This is a genomic window from Paenibacillus profundus (assembly GCF_021369635.1).
Lineage (GTDB): Bacteria > Bacillota > Bacilli > Paenibacillales > Paenibacillaceae > Paenibacillus_B > Paenibacillus_B profundus.
The window spans coordinates 39,374-61,756 of record NZ_JAJNBZ010000029.1 but is presented as its reverse complement, the minus strand read 5'-3'; the positions used below and the strand labels follow the sequence as shown (position 1 = coordinate 61,756).

Genomic DNA, 22,383 nt, shown 5'->3' with positions numbered 1-22,383 from the left:
CTACTTCATAAATTTCAGTTCCGCCTATGCTTCTTCCACTCGCACTAAATGATGCGCACGTTTCTTCAATGTCGTCGATGATATCGGAGAGTAAAATACTTTTCCCTTCGTCACGACGATGGATTTCGCAGCTTCCTCGCCTATCGTCTCCACATTTCTCACCTTGTGCGCGTTCGCCACGAACTGTTTGGATAGCTTGGATGATTTTTCTATCGACACATCAAAAATAGCGACCAGTTCTGAGGACCGAATAACCCTCTCTCCGCCCAAATGAATATACATCCCGCTCACCCCTTAACGCTTAACTTGCCCGTTTTCCACGTGGAACATATTTGCATCTTGCAGCTTGCTTGTGTTAATGCCTTCAATGCCCGTTGTCGTGATGAACGTCTGTACTTTACTCTGAAAGGTTTCAATCAGCTGCGTTTGCCGAAACGAATCCAGCTCGGACAATACATCATCGAGCAACAGTACGGGATATTCCCCTATTTCTTCATGCATGAGCTCTATTTCAGCAAGCTTCAACGACAATGCCGTCGTCCGCTGCTGCCCCTGAGATCCGTACGTTTGCACTTCTTTGCCGTTAATAAAAAAGGCTAGATCGTCCCGGTGCGGCCCGACAAGTGTCATGCCGCGCCGCACCTCCTGGTCTTTCATTTGTGTTAACTTTATCATAAATTGCTCAAATAAGACAGCGTCATCTTCGTCAGACACTGTAAACGAAGGCGCATATTCTACCGTGAGCGCTTCACGTTCGTTCGTAATTCCCGCATGAATCTGTTCTGCCCACGTTTGCAGCTTCTTTAAATATTGTTTCCTCTTCTTGACAACTTTAACACCGTTATCCGCCAACTGCTCGTTGAAGATTTCCAGCATGGTGTTTGCCTGTGAGCTCGGACTGCTCCACATCTGCTTCAACAGATTGTTGCGCTGCACAAGCACCTTCTGATACTGCTGCAAATGATACAGATAGCTTGGCTGCACCTGAGCGATTTCCATGTCCAAAAACCGGCGGCGTATGCCGGGAGCGCCCTTAACAATTTCTAAATCTTCCGGAGCGAACATGACGACATTCAATGCACCGATAAACCCGCTTAATTTTTTCTGTTCAAGCCCGTTCAGCTTCGCCTTTTTGCCTTGACGGGAAATATTAAGCTCCAGCTGCACGGCACCATATTTCCGATCTACTACAGCTTTAAGCTGAGCTTGCTCCGCTTCCCAGCCAATAAGCTCCTTGTCCTTAGACGTCCGATGGGACTTGGTCAAGGCGAGTACAAAGATTGATTCCAGCAAGTTCGTCTTGCCTTGGGCATTGTTCCCGATAAAAATATTGACCCGGTTGCTCGTGTCCATTTCAAGAGCCTCGTAATTGCGATACTGCTTCAATGCAACGCTTTTGACGAACACCCGCTACTCCCCCTGAGCGGGCACGATGCGGAACGTTCCGCATCCTTCCACGCTGACGACATCTCCAGCATACAGCTTGCGTCCTCGCCGCGCTTCGTCTTCGCTATTCACTTTGACCATAGCTTCCGCCAACATCACCTTGGCATGGCCTCCCGTCGACGCACAGTTCGCTAGCTTCAGAAATTGACCAAGCGTAATATATTCCGTTGAAACCTTAATGTCGTTCATGTCGCTTCCTCCTTGTTGCCGTACCGCCTTGCGTATACTCTGACTGTACCGTAAGGCGCATCACATGTAAACTGCCGTGCACGATCAGTTCGTCGTACGATATGGCAAAATCAGGTGCAAGCTGTTCACATGCTCGGTTGGTTTAATAATAATCGGACTCATGGCTCCCGTAAATCCGATGAAAATATGTTCACATTCAACAACTTTTAACACATCCAGCATATATTTAGAGTTAAACGCAATACGCAGCGGTTCCCCATTGAACTCTTTCACTTCAAGCTGCTCCTGAACGCGGCCTAGCTCGGACGAGCTGGATGAAATTTCAATCGTTCCGTCCTCTTTCGTCTGCAGGCGCACAATATTTGTCTTTTCTTCACGAGAAAGCAAATAAGCACGGTCGATCGCATCTGTCAATTTTTTCGTGTCCAAGACGAGTTCTGTTTTGTATTGCTGCGGAATAATCTTAGAAGTATCGGGATACGTCCCGTCCAAAATACGTGAATAAAATAAGACACGATCAATTTTGAATAGTACTTGATTGTCGGCGACAACAATATCGACCATCTTATTTTGATCAGGGATGATTTTGCTCAGCTCGTTGAGCGTTTTGCCGGAAATGACGACATTGTTAAATCTCAGCTCCGGATCCACCTGAATATCTGCCACGCGGCTGGCCAGACGGTGACGGTCCGTTGCTACGAACTTCAAATTCCCTTCGTTCAAATACCACAGCACCCCGGTTAATATCGGAGTGGTTTCGTTAGATGAAATTGCAAATACGGTCTGCTTAATCATTGTCTTCAACAAATCACCATTTACGGTAATGACTTGATTCTCTTCAATGCTTGGCAAAACCGGAAATTCTTCTGGATCAAGACCGACCATTTGAATATCTGTCGTTCCCGAACGCAGAAAAGTTTGGAAATGGTCTTTTACTTCGATTTCCACATCCTGGGATGGTAACTTTTTGATGATCTCAACAAAGAATTTAGCCGGCAAAACAACACTGCCTGGACGTTCGACTTGGACGATCGTTTGACGATCATCTTCCACCGGAATAAAGCTTTGGATGGAAATGTCGGTATCGCTTGCAGTAAGCGTTACGCCTTGAAACGTAACGTCCATTTTAATCCCGCTCAAAATGGGAATTGTAGTCCGGCTGGAAATCGCCTTGGATACGTTTTGTATCGCCTCATTTAGTTCATTTTTCAATATCGACAGTTTCATGTGCTCACTCCTTAACGCTTTAGCGTTGAATCTTGTCATGCTGCTCTTATGATGATCTATATAATCTTTTAAAATATAGTAGTAATAGTAGGGGTCCTGAATATGTGGATAAGTGTCTCAAAAGGGCATAAAGTAAAGCCTATCCACATGTGTATAGTTTGTGCATAGGCTTTTTATATTGTTCACAAGGTCGGGTTTTTAATTTTATCGATTAGATTTTGAATCACTTTATATAACTCCTGATCTTGCTGAATATTTTGGGTAATCTTATCATGAGCGTGGATGACTGTTGTATGGTCACGCCCTCCGAACGCTTCTCCTATCTTAGGCAGCGAATAATCGGTCAGCTCGCGAGATAAGTACATAGCAATTTGACGTGGGAACGCAACGGCCTTCGTCCGCTTGCGCGCTTTGAAATCCTCCAGCTTCATGCCGTAGAACTCGCCCACCTTGTGCTGTATATCTTGTATCGTAATCATTTTCGGCCGGCTCGATGGAATGATGTCCTTCAAAGCTTCGGCTGCCAGATGAGTCGTTATATCTTGATTCGTCATCGTCGAAAAGGCAACAACCCGCGTTAACGCCCCTTCCAACTCACGGATATTCGTATTGATTTGATTGGCGATATAGCCCATAGCTTCGTTCGGGATGTCCAAATTTTCTGCTTTCGCCTTCTTGCGCAAGATGGCGATCCTTGTTTCCAAATCGGGCGGCTGGATATCAGTAATGAGTCCCCATTCAAAGCGGGAGCGCAGCCGTTCCTCAAGCGTCTCGATTTCCTTCGGCGGACGATCGCTTGAAATGACGATTTGTTTATTTTCGTTGTGCAGCGCATTGAACGTATGGAAGAACTCTTCTTGCGTCTGTTCCTTCCCCGCCAAAAACTGAATGTCGTCAATAAGCAAAATGTCGATGTTGCGGTACTTGTTACGGAAGCTCTCCCCGCGATTATCGCGGATTGCGTTAATGAATTCGTTCATGAACTTCTCTGAAGTCGTATAAACGACGCGGCACGCCGGGTTATGCTCTAAAATATAATGTCCGATCGCATGCATCAAGTGAGTCTTGCCCAGCCCGACGCCTCCGTATAAAAATAAAGGGTTGTACGCTTTGGCTGGTGCTTCCGCAACGGCTAGCGAGGCGGCATGCGCAAAGCGGTTGTTCGATCCGATAACGAACGTGTCGAACGTATATTTCGGATTAAGCATGTTCGGAGCCTGTTCATCATGGACCGCTTTGCTAATTAGCGGAGTCTGTGGCTGCACGATTTCCGGCTCTGCTTGGGCCGCTTCTTCGATTATGAACTTGACGTCCACTTGTTTGCCCGTCATTTCCATGATCGTCGAGCTAACCAGCTTCGTATAGCGGCTTTCCAGCCATTCGACCGCAAAAGTGGTCGGCGCGGTGATGAGTAGTTGCGTGTCCGTAAACTTGACCGCTTTTGTGGCCTTAAACCAAGTATCGAAGCTTGGCTTGCTTAGCTTGGTCTGGATGACGGACAATATTTCCTGCCAATGTTCATTCGCTTGGCGCTCCACAGATTGCTTCACTCCTTCAAACCTGCTGCGTCGTCACATGACGCGCTTACCGGCGTTAAACGCCTTACGTACGGCTCAGCCCTTGTAAAATGGACGTGTGTTTCTAAGCGATGAATAGAATTCGATGAGTATTCATCAAAAAAGGACAATTGCCCCGACAAGACGCAAAGAAGGCTCTCCAAGGCGCAGAAAGCCCTCTTTATAAGGGCGTTTTGTCGGGGTCTATGCTGACATGACATGACAATATTCCGCTTCATCGCGTACGTGAAACGGACATAAAAAATGTCGAAGTATACCGTTTCGTGCTATTATTTATCCACAATACGCAGAGTGTGTCGGACAATTTATAACAACAAAAACTGAATTGTTCACAACTTTATCCACAGGTTGTTGATAATTATATATCCACAATCACTATTCACAACCGAAAAGCAATATAATCATAGCAGATGAGCCCTTATTTTTCAACGACAGCCCGTTTTTTATCCACAAATTCAATAACTTGTGTATAAAAATTATATACACCACTACATATTGTTCATAACATGTTGTCTTTCGACAGCTGTGGACAAGATCGTTCGAATTGTTATACACAAGATAGAATGGTAAATTGTCGATTTTCAAAATGTTTTGCACATGTGTGTAACTAAAAACGGAGAAATGAATAGACTCGGACTGTGGATAGGAAGACGATGCGTATGAATCCGATGGAACATAAAAGAGTGATGCAAAAATGAGCAAGTGGAAAGACACCACCAGATGATGGATAAATATTGACTTTTCATCGGGATTCTGATTAACTATATAAAGGAATTTTGCGCAATCAGACCGAAAAGAGATATAATGAAACAATGGATTGGTTCACCATGACATATATCATTTGAGGAGGTGCAGTACGTTGAAACCGACATTTAAACCAAACGTGAGCAAACGCAAGAAAGTTCACGGTTTCCGTAAAAGAATGAGCACGAAAAACGGCCGCAAGGTGTTAGCTGCTCGTCGCCAAAAAGGCAGAAAAGAATTGAGCGCATAATAGGCGTGAATGCAAGACCACTGCGGTGGTCTTTTTTTCTTATTTTACTAAAGAGGTTGTTCAAGAGGCTCCTTTTGAACTCTTACTTTAAGGAAATAAGGGTAACGTTTATTCCTTTTGACAGTAGCGCATACTTTGTTAATGTATTTTGTCGGCATCATTGCGGTGGTACATACAGGTGATTGCTTGTCAGAGGAAAGATAGGAGAATGGACGTGCAGAAAAAGTATCGGCTTAGGGACCGCGCAGATTTTACCCGGGTATACCGCTACGGTCGCTCATTCGCGAATCACCAGCTGGTTCTTTATGTTTTTAACCGCCCTCAAGTGGACAGATTTCGCGTTGGGGTGTCGGCGAGCAAAAAGATTGGCAATGCCGTCATGCGCAACCGCATGCGCCGAATGATTAAAGAAATTGTCAGACTTCAATCCGACCGCGTGGTTGATCATGTCGATTTGATTTTTATCGTGCGCAAAGGGGCGACGACGATGAATTATGAGCAGCTGTCCAAAAGTGTTCATCATGTGCTCCGCAAAGCTTCCGTACTGAAATAAATGGTGCGGCGGTACGTGATCGAACCGTTTCCTTTGACGCTGGAAATATGATATATTTACTTTGGAATCGGATGGTTGAAGAGAGGGGTTATGCTATTGTCGTTATTGTCGCTGAAGAAGTTGTTTTCGAACCGCAAATGGCTCTTAGTGGCGGTATCTGTTCTGTTACTAGTTGTACTGACTGGATGTACGTCATCGACCACTACGCTGAAGACTGAAGACTTGCTGCAGGGAAACTTCTGGGAGCGTAATGTGGTCTATTATTTTTCGTTGGCGTTGGATACGTTTGCAGGGTGGTTTCAAGGAGAATACGGGTTTGCTATCCTGCTCCTGACCGTTATCGTGCGTGCTTGTATTTTACCGCTTACGATTAAACAAATGCGCAGCTCGAAGGAAATGCAGAAGCTGCAGCCTCAGCTCGCTGAAATAAAGAAGAAGCATAAAGACAATCCGCAAAAGCAGCAGGAAGAGACGATGAAGCTGTTCCAGCAGCACAATGTCAATCCGCTTGCCGGTTGTTTGCCGGTATTTATTCAAATGCCGGTGTTTATCGCATTGTATAACTCTATCTATATGAACTCGGCAATTCGCGAGCATACATTTTTATGGCTGAAGTTGGGACAACCTGACCCATATTATGTGCTCCCGATTATTGCTGCTCTGACGACGTTCGTGCAGTCGAAGATGATGGCTAGCCAAAATCCGATGCAGTCATCGATGCAGTTCATGATGCTGATTTTCCCTGTACTGATTTTTGTCATGTCGCTCAACTTTCCAGCTGCGCTCCCATTGTACTGGGTATTTAGCAACACGTTTACCATTGTACAGAACTATTTCCTTTATCGTTCCAAAGATAAGGAGGTTCAACCGGCGAAATGAAGACGCTGATTGTATCAGGAAAAACGATCGAAGATGCAGTACAAAACGGATTGGAACAATGGAACGTTACGGCAGATCGAGTAGCGGTTCGCGTGTTGGTCAAGCCATCGCGCGGACTGTTCGGTCTTATCGGAGTGCGTCCTGCGAAAGTGGAACTCACGCTCCGTGCGGATGCTTCAGCATCGCCGCACCCTGAACCAAAGTCAGAATCAACATCGTTTGCTAAGCCGGTTCATGTCGCGGCAGTAAAGGTGGAAGAGAGCGCAGCTAGCTTGTCGTCAAGAGAAGAGGGCACATTCAATGTATCTTCGGATTCCTCTATCGACGGGAAAGACCCGATTGAGGAAGCGAAACAGTTCATTACCGATGTGGCGCGCTCGATGGGGCTTGAAGTAGAAGTTACGGTACATAAACGCAAAGATACCGTTACTTTGGATATATGCGGCTCGGATTTGGGGCTTATTATTGGGCGCCGGGGTCAAACCTTGGATTCGTTGCAATATTTAACGAACCTGGTTGCCAACCGTTATTCCAAGCATCATCTCCGTATTATCCTTGATGCAGAGCAATTTCGCGAGCGCCGGAAGAAGACGCTTGAATCGCTTGCCGACCGTCTGGCGAGCAAAGTGATTCGCACACGGCAAGAGGTTGTATTGGAACCAATGACACCGCAGGAACGCAAGATCATTCATGCGAAGCTGCAGGATCACCAGAAGGTGAAGACCTTTAGCAAAGGCGAAGATCCTAACCGCCGCGTCGTCATTACGTTGAAATAAACACGATTGCCATTATGAATCCATATTTATAAATGCGTAAAGACAGACTCAAGATGCAATGGTTGCGCCTGATTCAGGAGTAATCATTGCATTTTTTTAACCAATAAGAAATGGTTAAGTTCTGTAAATCGATAAAGCGAAACCAAACATTCCTTAAGAGAAAGTAAAGGTGAAAAATAATCTGCTGAAAGGCAGATAAACGGGTTATAACTTGATATATAGAACATGGATGGCTCATGTAAGGAGGGTATCATAGCATGATGTATGAAACGATTGCGGCGGTGTCAACTCCGCTTGGCGAAGGTGGCATTTCCATTATACGTGTAAGCGGGGAAGGGGCGCTTACCGAGGTGGAGCGCATTTTTCGCTCGAAGACGAAGCTGACGGAGGCGGACAGCCACACGATTCACTACGGTCACATCGTTGACCCTGATAACGGTGAAAAAGTGGAAGAGGTGCTGGTGACCGTCATGAAAGGGCCGCGTTCGTTCACGGCCGAGGATGTGGTGGAGATTAATGCGCATGGCGGCATTATCTCGGTGCGCAAGGTGATGGACCTGCTTCTGCAGCAGCAAATTCGCGTTGCGGAGCCAGGAGAATTTACGAAGCGCGCATTCCTGAACGGGCGTATTGACCTGTCCCAAGCTGAAGCAGTCATGGATTTGATTCGCTCCAAGTCGGACCGCGCCTTCTCCGTAGCGATGAAGCAAGCGGAGGGACAGTTGTCCACACGTATCAAACAGCTGCGGCATATTTTAATCGAGACGCTTGCCCACATTGAGGTTAATATCGATTATCCGGAGCATGATGTGGAGGAATTGACGAGCCTCTTCATTCAAGAGCGGTGTGGACAAGTGATATCGGAAATTGAAAAGTTGTTAAAGACGGCCTCAGAAGGGAAAATATTAAGGGAGGGCATCGTGACCGCCATCATTGGGAGACCGAATGTGGGAAAATCATCGCTGCTGAACGCCCTCGCTCAAGATAATAAAGCGATTGTGACGGATATTCCTGGCACAACCCGCGACGTTATCGAGGAATTCGTGACGATAAATGGAATTCCGCTTCGTCTACTCGATACGGCAGGCATTCGCGAAACTTCAGACATTGTCGAACGCCTCGGGGTGGAGCGGTCCAGAAGCGCGCTGCAGGAAGCCGACCTTGTTCTGTTCGTCGTGAACCACAATGAACCTCTTCATCCGGATGAACGGGAGTGGATGCAGCAAATTGTGGGTAGACAAGTGATTGTAATTGTGAATAAAATGGATCTGCCTAAACGGTTAGAGGAAGATGAATTGAAAGCCGTGTTTGGAGAGGGCAGTATCGTAACGATGTCTGTCAAAGAGCAAGAGGGGATGGACTCCCTGGAGAAGTCGATCTCCGCTCTCTTTTTCAGCGGCAGCATCGAGTCAAACGACATGACGTATGTCAGCAACGTTCGACACATCTCCCTGTTGAAAAAGACGCTGCAGTCGCTTCATGATGCGGTTGAGGCCTCTGAACAAGGCATTCCTATCGATATGATTCAAATTGATGTACGCACTGCGTGGGAGCTGCTTGGAGAAATTATTGGCGATGCCGTAGGGGATTCGTTAATTGATCAGATCTTCTCCCAATTCTGTCTAGGCAAATAATTTTAGTGCGAGTTCAAAAAAAGGTTCGTGATCAAAAGTGGACTTTTTGAACAACCTCTAATGGTAACAGAGCAAGTGTGCAGGATAAAGGAGGGAGACGCATGTCATTTGTAGCAGGACAATATGACGCCATCGTTATCGGTGCCGGTCATGCAGGCTGTGAAGCCGCGTTGGCGGCCGCACGCATGGGCTGCAATACGCTGCTGTTAACGATTAATTTAGATATGGTTGCTTTCATGCCGTGCAACCCGTCGATCGGCGGACCAGCCAAAGGGCACGTCGTACGCGAAATTGACGCGCTCGGTGGTGAAATGGGGCGCAACATTGATAAGACATTCGTCCAAATGCGGATGCTGAATACCGGTAAAGGACCGGCCGTCCACGCATTGCGCGCGCAGGCGGATAAATTTTTGTACCAGCAAACGATGAAGGAAACGATAGAATCGACACCAAACTTGACACTGCGTCAAGGCATGGTGGAGGAGCTTATCGTAGAAGACGGCAAATGCGTAGGCGTTGAGACAAAGACGGGCGCCCAGTACCTTGCGAAAGCCATTGTGCTGACGACAGGAACTTATTTGCGCGGAAAAATCATTATGGGCGAGTTAATGTATGAGAGCGGCCCGAATAACCAGCAGCCTTCTTTGAAGCTGTCGGAGAGCTTGCGCAAGCATGGCTTTGAGCTAGTGCGCTTCAAGACGGGAACGCCGCCGCGCGTCCATAAGCATTCGATCGATTTTTCCAAAACAGAGATCCAACCTGGAGATGAGAATCCGAAATTTTTCTCCTATGAGACCAAGTCCTCGGACAATGAACAGCTGCCGTGCTGGCTTACGTACACATCGGAAGACACGCACCGGATCATTAACGAGAATTTGCACCGCGCCCCGATGTTCTCTGGGGTTATTGAAGGAACGGGACCGCGTTATTGTCCGTCTATAGAAGACAAAATAGTGCGTTTTGCCGATAAACCGAAGCATCAAGTGTTTCTGGAGCCGGAAGGGAAGAATACGGCTGAATATTACGTGCAAGGATTATCGACAAGTATGCCAGAAGACGTGCAGTTAAAGATTTTGCGTTCGGTTCCCGGCCTGGAAAACGTAGAAATGATGCGGACTGGGTATGCGATTGAATATGACGCGGTCGTTCCGACACAGCTCTGGCCTACGCTGGAGTCGAAGAAGGTCGAGGGCTTGTTCACAGCAGGACAGATTAACGGAACATCCGGTTATGAGGAAGCGGCTGCGCAGGGAGTAATGGCGGGTATTAACGCCGCTCGTAAAGTACAGGAGCAGCCTCCTGTCATTTTGGACCGCTCGCAAGCTTATATTGGCGTTCTGATTGATGATTTGGTCACGAAGGGAACGAACGAGCCATATCGTCTGCTCACTTCACGTGCTGAGTATCGTCTGCTGTTGCGTCATGATAATGCTGATCTGCGGCTCACGCCAATTGGTTATGATATCGGACTTATTACCGAGGAGCGCTATACATCGTTCAAGTGTAAGGTGGAATTGGTGGAGCAGGAGCTGGATCGTCTGAAGACGACGAAGGTGAAGCCGGATGAAGCGGTGCAGGCGATGCTCGCCGAAGTAGGATCGGCCCCGCTGGTAAACGGCTGTGATGTAATGACGCTGTTGCGTCGTCCTGAAGTGACCTACGCTCATGTGGAGCAGCTCTATCCGTCCACGCTGGAATTGGATGAAGAGATGAAGGAACAGGTCGAGATCCAGATCAAATATTCTGGATATATTGAGAAGCAGCTTCTGCAAGTGGAACGGCTGCGCAAGATGGAGAAGAAGCTGATTCCACATGATATCGATTATCATGACGTGCACGGAATCGCTTCGGAAGCGAAGCAGAAGCTGGCGAAGATCCGACCGCTCTCTATCGGCCAGGCTACCCGCATATCTGGGGTATCGCCTGCGGATATTTCCATCCTGCTCGTTTATTTGGAGCATTATAACCGTGTAACGGCAATTAAGCAGTCTCAGAGCGACGAGGAATAATCGCAGTCGGCTTAGCTAGCGGCTGTAAGGCACATAAATTGTGCACATATTGCTGTATAGGAGATTCAGATGATGGATGCCGTACAAGAACAGTTTGCGGGCTGGTTATCCGAGCACGGATGGTCAGTCTCGGACACACAGTGGGAACAGTTTGATATGTATCACCGCATTTTGGCGGATTGGAATGAACGAATGAACTTGACGGGCATTACGGAGCGGGCTCTTGTGTATGAGAAGCATTTCTATGATTGCTTGACGCTCGGCTTCCATGTTCCGATGGCCGACGTTCAGTCGATGGCCGATATCGGATCTGGCGCGGGATTTCCCGGGATTCCGTTAAAAATCATGTTTCCGCATATCCAGTTGACGATTGTGGATTCGCTTAATAAACGAGTCCAATTTTTAAACCATTTGTCGCAGGAACTAGGACTAATCGGCGTCACCTGCATTCACGGGCGGGCGGAAGAGGTGGCGCGCAAGCCAGAGCATCGCGATCGTTATGATTTGGCTACGGCGCGTGCGGTAGCAAGGTTGAATGTATTGAACGAGTTCTGCTTGCCTTTCGTCAGACCAGGCGGTACATTCGCTGCCATGAAGGGGACGAATCCACAGGAGGAATTGGTGGAAGCGAAGCGTAGTCTACAGGTGCTGCAGGCACAGTTCGTGTCTGATTGTGCATTGAAGCTGCCCATTGAGCAAGCGGAACGCCACATTGTAATCGTGAAGAAGACAGGGCCTACACCTAAGGCATACCCGCGGAAGCCCGGAACTCCGTTAAAGTCCCCGATAGTATAATTTTATAGTTTGAAATGGTAGAAGAGTCGAGCAATCGGCTCTTTTTTTATATATTTTTGTAGTATTTTCTAAAAAAAGTAACAAATTATTTAATTGTGCGTCAAAAGATTAAGTTACTATAAATGCGTGATCGGAAAAAATAGTGCTAAAAGTACGTTAGAACAACCTTTATAAACAGTACCAAACACATCTTAGAACAACTTAGAAAGAGGGAATCAAGTAATGTCCACATCATCTTGGCGGCATCGCATGATTGCAGTGACTTGTGCGTTCGCTATGGCCGCTTGCTTATTTGCGCCGTTCTTCCATGCGGGTACGGCTTCGGCTGCAGGAGGGTCTCAAGGAAAAATAGCGAAGGCGGAACAACCGGATAAGCAAGGAAATGGCTCCTCTCCAACGTCATCCAGCATCCCCTATACGGGAAAAGGGGTTAAGGTTGCGATCATTGATTCGGGAGCAGACGTCAATCATCCATTACTAAAAGATCGGATATCCGGCGCCTATGACTTTGTGGAAAATGATGCGAATCCACAGGATGAGAAGGGCCACGGCACACATGTCGCTGGCATCGTAGCTCAACAAGCCTCTGGCGCTTCATTGCTTGTGTATCGCGCTATCGGTACCAAAATTCATGATAACACGACACCGGTCGTCGCTGCGTTGAAGCAAGCTGTGAAGGATGGAGCGAAAGTTATCAATTTGTCGATGCGTGCTGATATTAACGCTCCGGGCGAACCATTGTCTATCGCAATTGCCGATGCGGTCAAGCAGGGGATCGTCGTCGTGACATCTGCCGGCAATGACGGCATTGAAAAATGGAACATTACGGCTCCTGGCGGAATGGACGAGATCATTACGGTAGGGGCGGCGACCTTGACACAAGAGATGCCGCTGCTGCAGCACGAGGATAGAACGGTGCGGCTTATTCCAGCCAAAGATGTGCGGGCATTCCCTAACAATGGTACGGTAGAACCGACCTTCCTGAACAAGGTTACGGCCGAGCAATTGGCGAAGCAGTCTCATAAAGGAAAACTGCTGGTCGTTAATGCGGGGGAGGAATGGCCGAGCGATTGGTATGAAGCTGCAGTCAAATCCGGGGCAAGCGGCCTGCTGCTGTACAAGGACGGGAAGCAAGAGTGGGAATTGGAACTTGGAATAACGGGCGGAGATGAATCCAAATCGATTCCAGCGGCCAGTCTTTCAGCGCAAGGCGTCGAACAATTGCGGACGTCTGGACAAGCGGATTGGAATTGGAAATCGGAGAAGCGAGCTCGCGTGTCCGATATGAGCTCCCGCGGTCCAGCTATCGGCACATGGCTTATGAAGCCGGATTTGGTTGCTCCGGGCATCGACATTCGCAGTTCCTTGCCGCTTGACTTGAAAGACGAAGGATACGGCAGGATGAGCGGAACAAGCATGGCTTCCCCTCAGGTGGCTGCGGCTGCAGCTATTCTAATTGAGGCGCATCCTGATTGGACGCCGGCCATGATTAAGTCGGCGCTCGTCGCGCATGCCGAATCATTAATAGACGTGAATGGAAATCCTTATCCACGGAGCGCCCAAGGGGCCGGGCTGCTGAACCTTGAGCAGGCTTTAAACACTGACGTATTCGTACAGCCGGCTGCGCTTTCCTTTGGCTTGATGACAGAAGCAGATCAAAATAAGACGTCACGCGAACAATCGTTCACGATTACGAACCGTTCCGAGGAGACGCAAACATACGAGATTAAAGCAGAACGAGAAAATATGACATCTGAGTTAAGCATGGAATTCCCGGCATCGGTTACGGCTCGTGCGGGAGAGACGGTATCGGTGCCCGTAAAATGGAATGTCGGTGGATTGCAAGAAAACGGATTGCTGACAGGACTTTTACTTCTTACGAGCGGAATGGGGCAGATTGAAATTCCGTTCCAATTGATTGCCGGCGCGAATGATTATCCGCTTGTGACGGGGCTGTTCGCTGATGGGCAATTGTTGACGCCAAACGGTGATTTTAGCAAAGCGATACAGTTTCATTATTACATTACCGTTCCTTCTGACAGAGTTGTCATGACGGCTGAACGGATTGACGACACGGAGAAGGCAAGAGGCAGACAATACATTATCAAGAATGAAAAGCAGCATGCTGCTGGTTTATTTGATATGTCTTGGGGCGGTATGGATGTTGTCGGCAACAAGGTACCTGACGGTTTATACAATATAAAGGTTAAATCTTTTGTGGAACAACGCCAAGGCATGGATGATGACCAAATCATTCTCATTGACCGTAAGGCTCCACAAGCCGTCGTCGATCAGAAAAAAGCAGCTAAGGGCGTGTTAAACGGCAAGCTTCAAGACTTGATGCTGGCGCTCGATTATGCTGCCCGCCCGATGTTTGGTGAAGCGGGATATGATGAGAGCAAGCCGCTCGTTACCGTGCAATGGAGCTTGTCTAACCAAGGCGAATGGAAGCCGGTGCATGTCAATGAAGAAAACAAGGCGTTTTATGTCTCCTTGGACAAGGCCGGTCTGAAAAAAGGCAAGCATACCGTGTGGCTGAGACTGGCAGATGCCGCCGGAAATACGCAAAATCAAGCCATTACCGTAATTATTAAGTAGTAAATTTGAATGTTAAATTATGGAGGTAGAGTGGCGAGCACTCTACCTTTTTACATAGAAGTTCATGTATCAATTTACATGTATTCATATGCACAAACAATGCATGAATAAATAAAGTTGGCAGTCCCGTCTCTTTTTGTCAGAAATATATGAAATAAACTCGCTATTTGTGATAGGATAGAGAAGCAAGCTTTTGATGATTTGGGGAAATGTTCCACGTGAAACATTATTTTTTTACTCATGTTCCCAAAAGGCAGGAAAAAGGCAGGAGCTTGGAGAATACATATATAGCGGAAAAGCATTCATTCTGTCGAAGAAAAGATTTGTAGAACTCATTGCAACTCTAATGCATTCACGACATCGTGAATGATAATGGGTGATTACGTCGTTGTTACATGACAGCATCTTTGTCCTGGTTTACTATAGGAAGCGCTTAGGAAAGAACCATTTCATGTCCCTAATTGCGCTTACGTATAGTGAAGGACTAACGCAATGAGAGTGGAGCAGAGCACTACCGCTTCTTCATGTGCCTGGCATTATTTTGAAGTTAGGTGGTATTATACGGAAATGAAAGAACAACTGTCTCGGTTATTCGGTTTTGCGGAGCGTCAATCGCTGGATGAGGTGAAACAACTTCCGGTGGACGAGATTGTCACCAGTCCTTATCAACCACGCACAATTTTTGATGATGATAAAATTGATGAATTATGTCAGACCATTAAAACACATGGTGTAATTCAACCCATCGTCGTCCGGCAGCGTAATGGGAAATTCGAAATTATCGCCGGTGAGCGTCGTTGGCGTGCTGTGAAAAAATTAGGTTTGGATACAATTCCGGGTATCGTCCGAGAAATTAATGACTCCCAGGCGGCATCCATTGCCTTAATCGAGAATTTGCAGCGTGAAGGACTTACAGCAATAGAAGAAGCGATTGCGTATCAGAAATTAATTGATTTACATGAGTTAACGCAGGAGAGCTTGGCGCAGCGGTTGGGCAAAAGCCAATCCACCATCGCCAATAAGATTCGTCTCTTGCATTTGCCGGATGGAGTCAAACAAGCTTTAATGGGACGTAAAATTACGGAACGCCACGCAAGGGCGTTGCTTGGGCTTGATTCGGAAGAGATTCAATTGAAGCTTCTGGAAGAGATTATTGCAAAAGAACTGAATGTGAAGCAGACGGAAGCAAGGGTTGCTTTTTATAAAGAAGTCCATAAGTCCAAAAAATCAAAGCGGGTTTCCTTTACGAAGGATGTTCGTTTAGCGCTCAATACGATTCGTCAATCGATTGAGATGGTGTCAGGATCGGGGCTACAGATAAAGACAGATGAACATGATCATGAGGATCATTATGAGATTGTCATTAAAATACCAAAACGATAAACGATAACATACAACATAGGATCGTGTTCAAAAAGATCACTTTTCGGCACCGAGAAGCACAAGTTTTCGCAAGAAAACTAGATCGGAAGCAAAGCTCTTCAAGAGTGAATGCAAGATTCGATGTCGAATGACAACTTTGGAAGATCAAAAGTTTTTTTGAACAACCTCAACTAGATTCACCTGGTACACGTATCGTTGATTTTCTTTAATAAGGTGTTGCTCGAGTAAGAACAAAGCCACGATTTGGTTGTCATGCGTAGTGCTAATTAAAGTGCGGCAGCAGGCAAGAGGGCCGCTCTTTTTCTGTTTTACGAAACAATATAGTAATGCAACTAGAATCGCGAAGAAACAACATTGAGGTGAAGAGGAATGGCTAAAGTCATTGCCATTACCAACCAGAAGGGCGGCGTCGGCAAAACAACGACGACGGTAAATTTGGGTGCAGGTTTGGCACTGTTGGGGAAGCGGGTATTACTTGTAGATATTGACCCGCAAGGGAATACGACCAGCGGGGTTGGTATCAACAAAGCAGATGTGGCGAATTGCATCTATGACGTCATTATTAACGATGTGCATCCGAAAGATGCAACCATTCCGACTATGGTGGAAGGTCTGCATATTATTCCAGCAACGATCCAATTGGCTGGTGCAGAGATCGAGTTAGTGCCGACGATTTCTCGTGAAGTTCGTCTTAAGAAATCATTGCAGCTCGTCGCTCATCTTTATGATTACATTTTGATAGATTGTCCACCTTCATTAGGGATTTTAACGATTAACTCGTTGACGGCTTCACACTCGGTCATTATTCCGATTCAATGCGAATATTACGCATTGGAGGGTTTAAGCCAATTGTTGAATACCGTGCGCTTGGTACAGAAACATTTGAACACCTCATTGCAAATTGAAGGTGTACTGTTGACTATGCTCGATGCCCGTACGAATCTAGGAATTCAAGTCATTGAAGAAGTGAAAAAATACTTCCAGCAAAAAGTGTATCAGACGATCATTCCACGAAACATTCGTTTAAGCGAAGCACCGTCGCATGGTCAATCCATAATGACCTATGACCCTAAATCTAAAGGGGCGGAAGTATATTTGGAACTTGCGAAGGAAGTGATTTCGTATGAGTAAGCGCTTAGGACGTGGATTGGACGCACTTATTCCGTCGCTGTCCGTGAACGATGATGATAAGGTGGTCGAAGTATCACTGCAGCAACTGCGTCCCAATCCTTATCAACCGCGAAAAAATTTCGATGAGCAATCGATCCAAGAGTTGGCCGAATCGATAAAGCAGCATGGTGTCATTCAGCCAATCATTGTACGCAGTGTATTAAAAGGATATGAAATCATTGCAGGTGAGCGTCGTTTCCGTGCTTCTCAACTGCTAGGACAAGCAACGATTCCAGCAGTCGTTCGTAATTTCTCGGATCAGCAAGTGATGGAGATTGCCCTGATCGAGAACTTGCAACGTGAAAACTTGAATGCAATTGAACTTGCGCTTGCGTATCAAGCATTGATGGACCAATTTGCATTAACACAAGAAGAGTTGTCTGTAAAAGTAGGGAAGTCGCGCTCTCATATTGCCAATTTCCTGCGCCTGCTGCAACTTCCAGAAGAAGTAAAGGAATATGTTTCACGTGGAACACTATCGATGGGACATGCCCGCGCTATCGTTGGAGTGAAGGATCCAGTGAAGGTGAAGCAATTGGCTAAGTCCGCCATAAGCCAAGAGTGGAGTGTGCGACAGCTGGAAGAAGCGATTCAGCAGCTTCATAAAAAGGGAAAAACGGCTGATAAGGCGAAAACAGCGCGTAAGGATCCATACTTGGATGAGTTAGAAGAAAACTTAAGAGAACGGTTTCGCACAACCGTTAAAATAAAGCAAAACAAAGATAAAGGAAAAATCGAAATTGCTTATTTTAGCAAACAAGATTTAGAACGTTTATTAGAGATGCTGCAGACGTTATCTTCCAACTAAAAGGTGAGAGTTCAAAAAGCCTCTGGGGCCTTTTTGAGCAACCTCTAAAAAGAATAAAAATGATTGAAAATACACTAGTATTGTTAGTTGTCATCCGATGCAGGAAGGATTAAACTAGGAATGCTAGTTTTTTTTGTGTAACAGCTAAAAGGTTACAAAATTGTACTATATACACGTAACCATTTGCGATAAAGTTATAGATATTAAAATGCATCTGTAAGCTAGAAATGAGAGTTCAAAAAGGACCCTTTTCAGCACCGAGAAGGTTGCAAGAACTTGAAGCGTATGCTTCCGAAGCGAGTTTTGCTCCGCAAAACTTGAAAGGGGGAGCGTAGTGTAGGCAAGACTACATGAACACCTTAACTGTTTTCAAAGGAAACATACTGCGGAAGCATAAGAACTTCGAGAGTGAATGCAAGATTCGATGCCGAATCATATCTTGGGATGCTTCGTGATCAAAAGGGAACTTTTTGAACAACCTCTAGAAGGAGGAATTCATATGCCGCATTCCCCTATAATTTATTTCGATCATGCGGCAACTTCATGGCCTAAACCCCAAGCCGTTGCGGAAGCGGTGCAAGCCTCCATGCTAGAAGAAGGAGCAAATCCGGGGCGCGGTGGACATGTAATGGCTAATCGCGCAGGCAAGCGTCTGCTGCGGGCAAGAATGGCGCTGGCAGAGCTGTTCCATGTATCTAATCCCATCGATATTGCCTTCACGTACAATACGACGATGGCACTCAATATGGCGATACATGGCTACGTTCGGCCAGGGGATCATGTTGTGGCAACAGCGGTTGAACACAACTCGGTCAGAAGGCCTCTCGAAGTGTTGAGGCGAAAGCACGGGGTTCTGGTTACTTATGTGGATACAGATACACAGGGGCACTTACATGTAAAGCAATTGGAACAGGCGATGACTGCCCGCACGAGGCTAGTCATCTGCAACCATAGCTCAAACCTGTTTGGGTCCATCATTCCTGTAGAAGAAATTTCCGTTATTTGCCACCGTCATGGGGCGAAATTGTTGGTCGATGCGGCGCAATCTGCTGGACTGCTGCCGATCCAGGTGGAACAAATGGGAATAGATATGCTGGCGTTCCCAGGACATAAGGGGCTGCTCGGCCCTCAGGGGACCGGTGGCTTGTATCTTCATCCAGATATAGATATTGAGCCCTTGATTCAAGGGGGAACGGGAAGTCACTCGGAAGAGGTGACTCAGCCATTAACCCGGCCTGATCGATATGAAGCAGGAACACCGAACACGGCGGGAATTGCTGGATTGGAAGCTGGAGTAAAGTATGTTCTGAATGAGTCCGTTGAAAAAATTTATACTAAGGAATGGAACTTATCACAGCGTATTATGGAAACGCTGCTGTCCTTGGATGGAATACGAGTGTTGGGACCGGAACTGGGGCGCCCGCGTACCGGAATTGTGTCCTTTGTGTCAGAACAGGCAGATAGTGCTGCGATCGCCCATCGTCTAGATCGAGAATTCGGGATTGCCGTAAGAGCGGGTTATCACTGTACACCGTTGGCGCATGGGGTAGCTGGCACGCTCGGGCAAGGAGCGGTTCGCATTAGTGCAGGTTGGAATACGTCTGAGGATGATGTGGATCGTTTGTTGGAAGCCGTACAGTGGATTTTGTAAGGGATAAGTTAGAGGCAGGAGAGAACTGAGACCTATGATGAATGAAGTCAACGAGTGGTTGCCGTGGATCGTTTTATGTACAGCAGGTTTGTCATTGATGCTAGTTATTATTGTTCTTGTCCAAGGGGCGAAGCTGCGCAAGCTTCGTCGTCAATACTCAGCTATTATGGGCGATAGTGGGGTTGAACATTTGGACATGGTCTTGTCCAGCATGCATGAGGATGTTGCCAAACTTCAGCATGCCAACGAATTGCACGATATGGACTTGAAGCAAGTTCGCAAGTCATTGAAAAAGATGAAATCCCATGTTGGCATTCAGCGTTATAACGCCTTTGCGGAGCATGGGAGCGATTTGAGCTTCTCGATTGCATGGATTGACGATGAGCAGGATGGCATCGTAATAACAGGGATACATGGACGCGAACACTCCTATGTATATGCGAAGCCGCTTGAGAAGGGGCATTCCCCATATTCTTTATCTCCGGAGGAAAAGCAAGCGATTGAAGTAGCTGAAGCCCAGCGACGTGCAGTCGCCAACTAGCTTGGACAAGGATGAGGCGACAGTATTTCAATTTAATCTACCCGTACTTGTAACGGATTGATGAACGGTCTCTGCAATTATTTCTGCCATGCTCATCACAAGGTGGAGCCGTGTGTTTTGCAATACAAAATATTCCATAAAGCCTCCGACGTTGACGATTCCAGTAATATGCATATCGCCGACCGGGGGCAATTGTTTGTTTACCCCTGCACCAGGGCGCACTGGACCTTGTTGAATCTGGACGGCCCCGACGCTGCTGCTCTGGCCAAGACAGGCATCTACGGCAACGATAAACGAATGGGGGTCTGCCGCTTGCAATGATTCTATCGTTTCCTGCAAATTCATAGCATGAACCGGTTGATTAAGCGTGCCGAGCACCTGATAATAGGGAGAAGACTGCTTAACAAGGTGCGTGCCTACTAACGGACCTAAGCAGTCTCCGGTGGAGCGGTCCGTTCCGATACATACGACGGTTACCGAGCGATATGGGGCCCGTAATGTCAAATGCTCCTGACAGGAACGAATCAATAAAGGCAGAGCATCAGGTGAATCATGAGCGACTTTGCAAGGATGACATTCGATAGGAGCTGGGTCGTTGAATAAGGGATAAGACATCGTGCAGCCTCCGTTTCTACTAATGGTAGTAACTAGTATATGGATGAAAGAGAACTTTTATACTTCTGTGCTAGGAAAATGTATCCTCGATGGAAGAAGGGGAAGATATGGAAAGCGGTCATGCGAATGAAGAATTAGTAATGGCATTTGATTCCACGCAGCAAGCATTGCGGGCCGAAATGCTGATGGAATATGTCGGCTTGGACATTGATACCTGTCCGACACCGAAAGAAATTACGGCTGGCTGTGCACTATCGATCCAATTTCATTCCGATAATCTGGAACAGGTGAAGTCGTTAGTTGCAACAGAGCATATTGAAATAAAAGGAATCTTTTGTAAGCAAGGAGCGGAATATATAATCATAAGCATTACGTAGTTATTAGGGAGTGAAGTCAATGTTATGGGCAGAACCGGCTACCCCACCAACAGTGGAAGATAATATCGAAAATACGTTATCCTTGTTCGAAAAATGGCAGCATGGGATTATTGATTGGCTGACCGATAGCGGAACTTGGGAAATGATTTTGGTCAAAGCGATCAAAATCGCACTTATTGTGCTCATTACGCGCATCGTAATTCGAGTGGTGTACCGGATGATTAACCATACGGTAATCAAGCGTGAGAAGAATAGAATGGGAATGAACCCGAGGCGTCTCCTTACGGTAGGGAAGTTATTGAAAAATGTAACTTCGTTAGTTATGAATTTCATTATGATCTTATTGATTCTATCCGAATTCAATGTGAACTTAGCGCCGCTGCTGGCTGGGGCGGGGGTCGTAGGCCTTGCCGTCGGTTTCGGGGCACAGAGTCTGGTGAAGGATGTGATGACTGGTTTTTTCATTATTTTTGAGGACCAGTTTGCGGTAGGGGATGTAATCAAAGTAGGCCAGTTCCAAGGAACGGTCGAGATGATTGGATTGCGCTCCACTCGCATTCATAGCTGGACGGGAGAGGTTCATATTATTCCGAATGGAATCATTACAGAAGTAACGAATTTTTCGCTTAACAATTCCATTGCTGTTGTCGATATTTCCATTGCTTATGAGGAGAATGTGGAAGAAGCGATTGATGTCATGTCGAAGGCATTAGAAACGCTGCCAGAACGCAATGAGAATGTCGTCACCTTACCGCAAGTATTAGGGGTGCAAATGTTAGCGGCATCTGAAGTGACAATTCGTGTTATCGCAGAATGCAGACCGTACACGCAGGCGGGCGTATCCCGGCAAATGAATGCAGAAATGAAGAAGGCGCTTGAAGATCATGGTATTGAAATACCGTATCCGCGCCTCGTAACGTATCAGCGAGTGGAACAGGGGGAGAGTTGACCATGGAGCGTAAAACCTTTGCCTTGGGTGACATTGTGCAGATGAAAAAGCCTCATCCGTGCGGCACAAATGAGATGGAAATTATCCGCATGGGGATGGACATTCGGATTAAGTGCGTCGGCTGCAAGCACAGTGTGCTCGTTCCGCGTGCCAAGTTCGAAAAAAACATGAAAAAAGTGCTGAAATCGGCCCAAGCGGAAGAGTAAGGGAAA

General features: G+C 46.7%; 22 protein-coding genes. 16 read left to right on the top strand and 6 right to left on the bottom strand.

Annotated features, from left to right (window positions below; all coding sequences use genetic code 11):
- Positions 1 to 24: 24 nt before the first annotated feature.
- From remB to dnaA, 5 genes are all read right to left on the bottom strand, one after another.
- Entirely contained in the window at positions 25 to 282 is a 258-nt protein-coding gene (remB, locus tag LQV63_RS24515) for an extracellular matrix regulator RemB (protein WP_019423234.1), read from the bottom strand.
- A 12-nt stretch (positions 283 to 294) separates the two neighbouring features.
- Positions 295 to 1,407 (bottom strand): DNA replication/repair protein RecF, encoded by a 1,113-nt coding sequence (gene recF / locus LQV63_RS24510; protein WP_019423235.1) that lies wholly within the window; start codon positions 1,405 to 1,407, stop codon positions 295 to 297.
- A 3-nt stretch (positions 1,408 to 1,410) separates the two neighbouring features.
- Positions 1,411 to 1,635, bottom strand: a complete 225-nt coding sequence (gene yaaA / locus LQV63_RS24505) for a S4 domain-containing protein YaaA (protein WP_019423236.1) — start codon at positions 1,633 to 1,635, stop codon at positions 1,411 to 1,413.
- A gap of 84 nt (positions 1,636 to 1,719) precedes the next feature.
- On the bottom strand, positions 1,720 to 2,862 hold the full coding sequence (gene dnaN, locus LQV63_RS24500) for a DNA polymerase III subunit beta (RefSeq protein WP_019423237.1): 1,143 nt from the start codon (positions 2,860 to 2,862) through the stop codon (positions 1,720 to 1,722).
- Between the two features lie 182 nt (positions 2,863 to 3,044).
- On the bottom strand, positions 3,045 to 4,400 hold the full coding sequence (gene dnaA / locus LQV63_RS24495) for a chromosomal replication initiator protein DnaA (RefSeq protein WP_019423238.1): 1,356 nt from the start codon (positions 4,398 to 4,400) through the stop codon (positions 3,045 to 3,047).
- Between the two features lie 898 nt (positions 4,401 to 5,298).
- Between dnaA and rpmH the strand changes: the two genes are divergently transcribed.
- The 13 genes from rpmH to LQV63_RS24430 all read left to right on the top strand — a co-directional run bounded on the left by rpmH (position 5,299) and on the right by LQV63_RS24430 (position 20,230).
- On the top strand, positions 5,299 to 5,433 hold the full coding sequence (rpmH, locus tag LQV63_RS24490) for a 50S ribosomal protein L34 (protein ID WP_019423239.1): 135 nt from the start codon (positions 5,299 to 5,301) through the stop codon (positions 5,431 to 5,433).
- 214 nt (positions 5,434 to 5,647) lie between these two features.
- Entirely contained in the window at positions 5,648 to 5,986 is a 339-nt protein-coding gene (gene rnpA, locus LQV63_RS24485; RefSeq protein ID WP_026011241.1) for a ribonuclease P protein component, read from the top strand.
- A gap of 90 nt (positions 5,987 to 6,076) precedes the next feature.
- Positions 6,077 to 6,865: a YidC/Oxa1 family membrane protein insertase gene (locus LQV63_RS24480; protein WP_019423241.1), complete on the top strand. Its 789-nt coding sequence runs from the start codon at positions 6,077 to 6,079 to the stop codon at positions 6,863 to 6,865.
- Positions 6,862 to 7,641 (top strand): RNA-binding cell elongation regulator Jag/EloR, encoded by a 780-nt coding sequence (gene jag, locus LQV63_RS24475; protein WP_019423242.1) that lies wholly within the window; start codon positions 6,862 to 6,864, stop codon positions 7,639 to 7,641. The genes LQV63_RS24480 and jag overlap by 4 nt, the downstream gene beginning before the upstream one ends.
- 257 nt (positions 7,642 to 7,898) lie before the next feature.
- Complete coding sequence (gene mnmE / locus LQV63_RS24470; protein ID WP_233698644.1) at positions 7,899 to 9,275, top strand: tRNA uridine-5-carboxymethylaminomethyl(34) synthesis GTPase MnmE; 1,377 nt, start codon at positions 7,899 to 7,901, stop codon at positions 9,273 to 9,275.
- A gap of 101 nt (positions 9,276 to 9,376) precedes the next feature.
- Positions 9,377 to 11,284 carry a tRNA uridine-5-carboxymethylaminomethyl(34) synthesis enzyme MnmG gene (gene mnmG, locus LQV63_RS24465; protein WP_233698643.1) on the top strand — a complete coding sequence of 636 codons (1,908 nt, stop codon included), beginning with the start codon at positions 9,377 to 9,379 and terminating at the stop codon, positions 11,282 to 11,284.
- 72 nt (positions 11,285 to 11,356) lie between these two features.
- Complete coding sequence (rsmG, locus tag LQV63_RS24460; RefSeq protein WP_019423245.1) at positions 11,357 to 12,079, top strand: 16S rRNA (guanine(527)-N(7))-methyltransferase RsmG; 723 nt, start codon at positions 11,357 to 11,359, stop codon at positions 12,077 to 12,079.
- Between the two features lie 222 nt (positions 12,080 to 12,301).
- The gene (locus LQV63_RS31570; RefSeq protein ID WP_325175917.1) at positions 12,302 to 14,677 is read left to right on the top strand and encodes a S8 family serine peptidase; all 2,376 of its coding nucleotides are present in this window, start codon (positions 12,302 to 12,304) and stop codon (positions 14,675 to 14,677) included.
- Between the two features lie 567 nt (positions 14,678 to 15,244).
- Positions 15,245 to 16,060 carry a nucleoid occlusion protein gene (noc, locus tag LQV63_RS24450; RefSeq protein ID WP_019423247.1) on the top strand — a complete coding sequence of 272 codons (816 nt, stop codon included), beginning with the start codon at positions 15,245 to 15,247 and terminating at the stop codon, positions 16,058 to 16,060.
- A 369-nt stretch (positions 16,061 to 16,429) separates the two neighbouring features.
- Positions 16,430 to 17,191, top strand: a complete 762-nt coding sequence (locus tag LQV63_RS24445; RefSeq protein WP_019423248.1) for a ParA family protein — start codon at positions 16,430 to 16,432, stop codon at positions 17,189 to 17,191.
- On the top strand, positions 17,184 to 18,038 hold the full coding sequence (locus LQV63_RS24440; protein WP_019423249.1) for a ParB/RepB/Spo0J family partition protein: 855 nt from the start codon (positions 17,184 to 17,186) through the stop codon (positions 18,036 to 18,038). The genes LQV63_RS24445 and LQV63_RS24440 overlap by 8 nt, the downstream gene beginning before the upstream one ends.
- 499 nt (positions 18,039 to 18,537) lie before the next feature.
- The gene (locus LQV63_RS24435; RefSeq protein WP_233698642.1) at positions 18,538 to 19,689 is read left to right on the top strand and encodes an aminotransferase class V-fold PLP-dependent enzyme; all 1,152 of its coding nucleotides are present in this window, start codon (positions 18,538 to 18,540) and stop codon (positions 19,687 to 19,689) included.
- Positions 19,690 to 19,723: 34 nt separating this feature from the next.
- Positions 19,724 to 20,230 carry a DUF4446 family protein gene (locus tag LQV63_RS24430; protein ID WP_233698641.1) on the top strand — a complete coding sequence of 169 codons (507 nt, stop codon included), beginning with the start codon at positions 19,724 to 19,726 and terminating at the stop codon, positions 20,228 to 20,230.
- Between the two features lie 27 nt (positions 20,231 to 20,257).
- Here the strand turns inward: LQV63_RS24430 and yyaC are convergent, their stop codons facing one another.
- Entirely contained in the window at positions 20,258 to 20,845 is a 588-nt protein-coding gene (gene yyaC, locus LQV63_RS24425) for a spore protease YyaC (protein WP_233698640.1), read from the bottom strand.
- Positions 20,846 to 20,934: 89 nt separating this feature from the next.
- On the opposite strand from yyaC, the gene LQV63_RS24420 reads away from it, so the two are divergent.
- The 3 genes from LQV63_RS24420 to LQV63_RS24410 are packed head-to-tail and all read left to right on the top strand — an operon-like array spanning position 20,935 to position 22,377.
- The gene (locus LQV63_RS24420) at positions 20,935 to 21,222 is read left to right on the top strand and encodes a DUF3343 domain-containing protein (RefSeq protein ID WP_233698639.1); all 288 of its coding nucleotides are present in this window, start codon (positions 20,935 to 20,937) and stop codon (positions 21,220 to 21,222) included.
- Between the two features lie 19 nt (positions 21,223 to 21,241).
- Complete coding sequence (locus LQV63_RS24415; protein WP_233698638.1) at positions 21,242 to 22,171, top strand: mechanosensitive ion channel family protein; 930 nt, start codon at positions 21,242 to 21,244, stop codon at positions 22,169 to 22,171.
- A 2-nt stretch (positions 22,172 to 22,173) separates the two neighbouring features.
- Complete coding sequence (locus LQV63_RS24410) at positions 22,174 to 22,377, top strand: DUF951 domain-containing protein (RefSeq protein ID WP_019423255.1); 204 nt, start codon at positions 22,174 to 22,176, stop codon at positions 22,375 to 22,377.
- Positions 22,378 to 22,383: the final 6 nt, after the last annotated feature.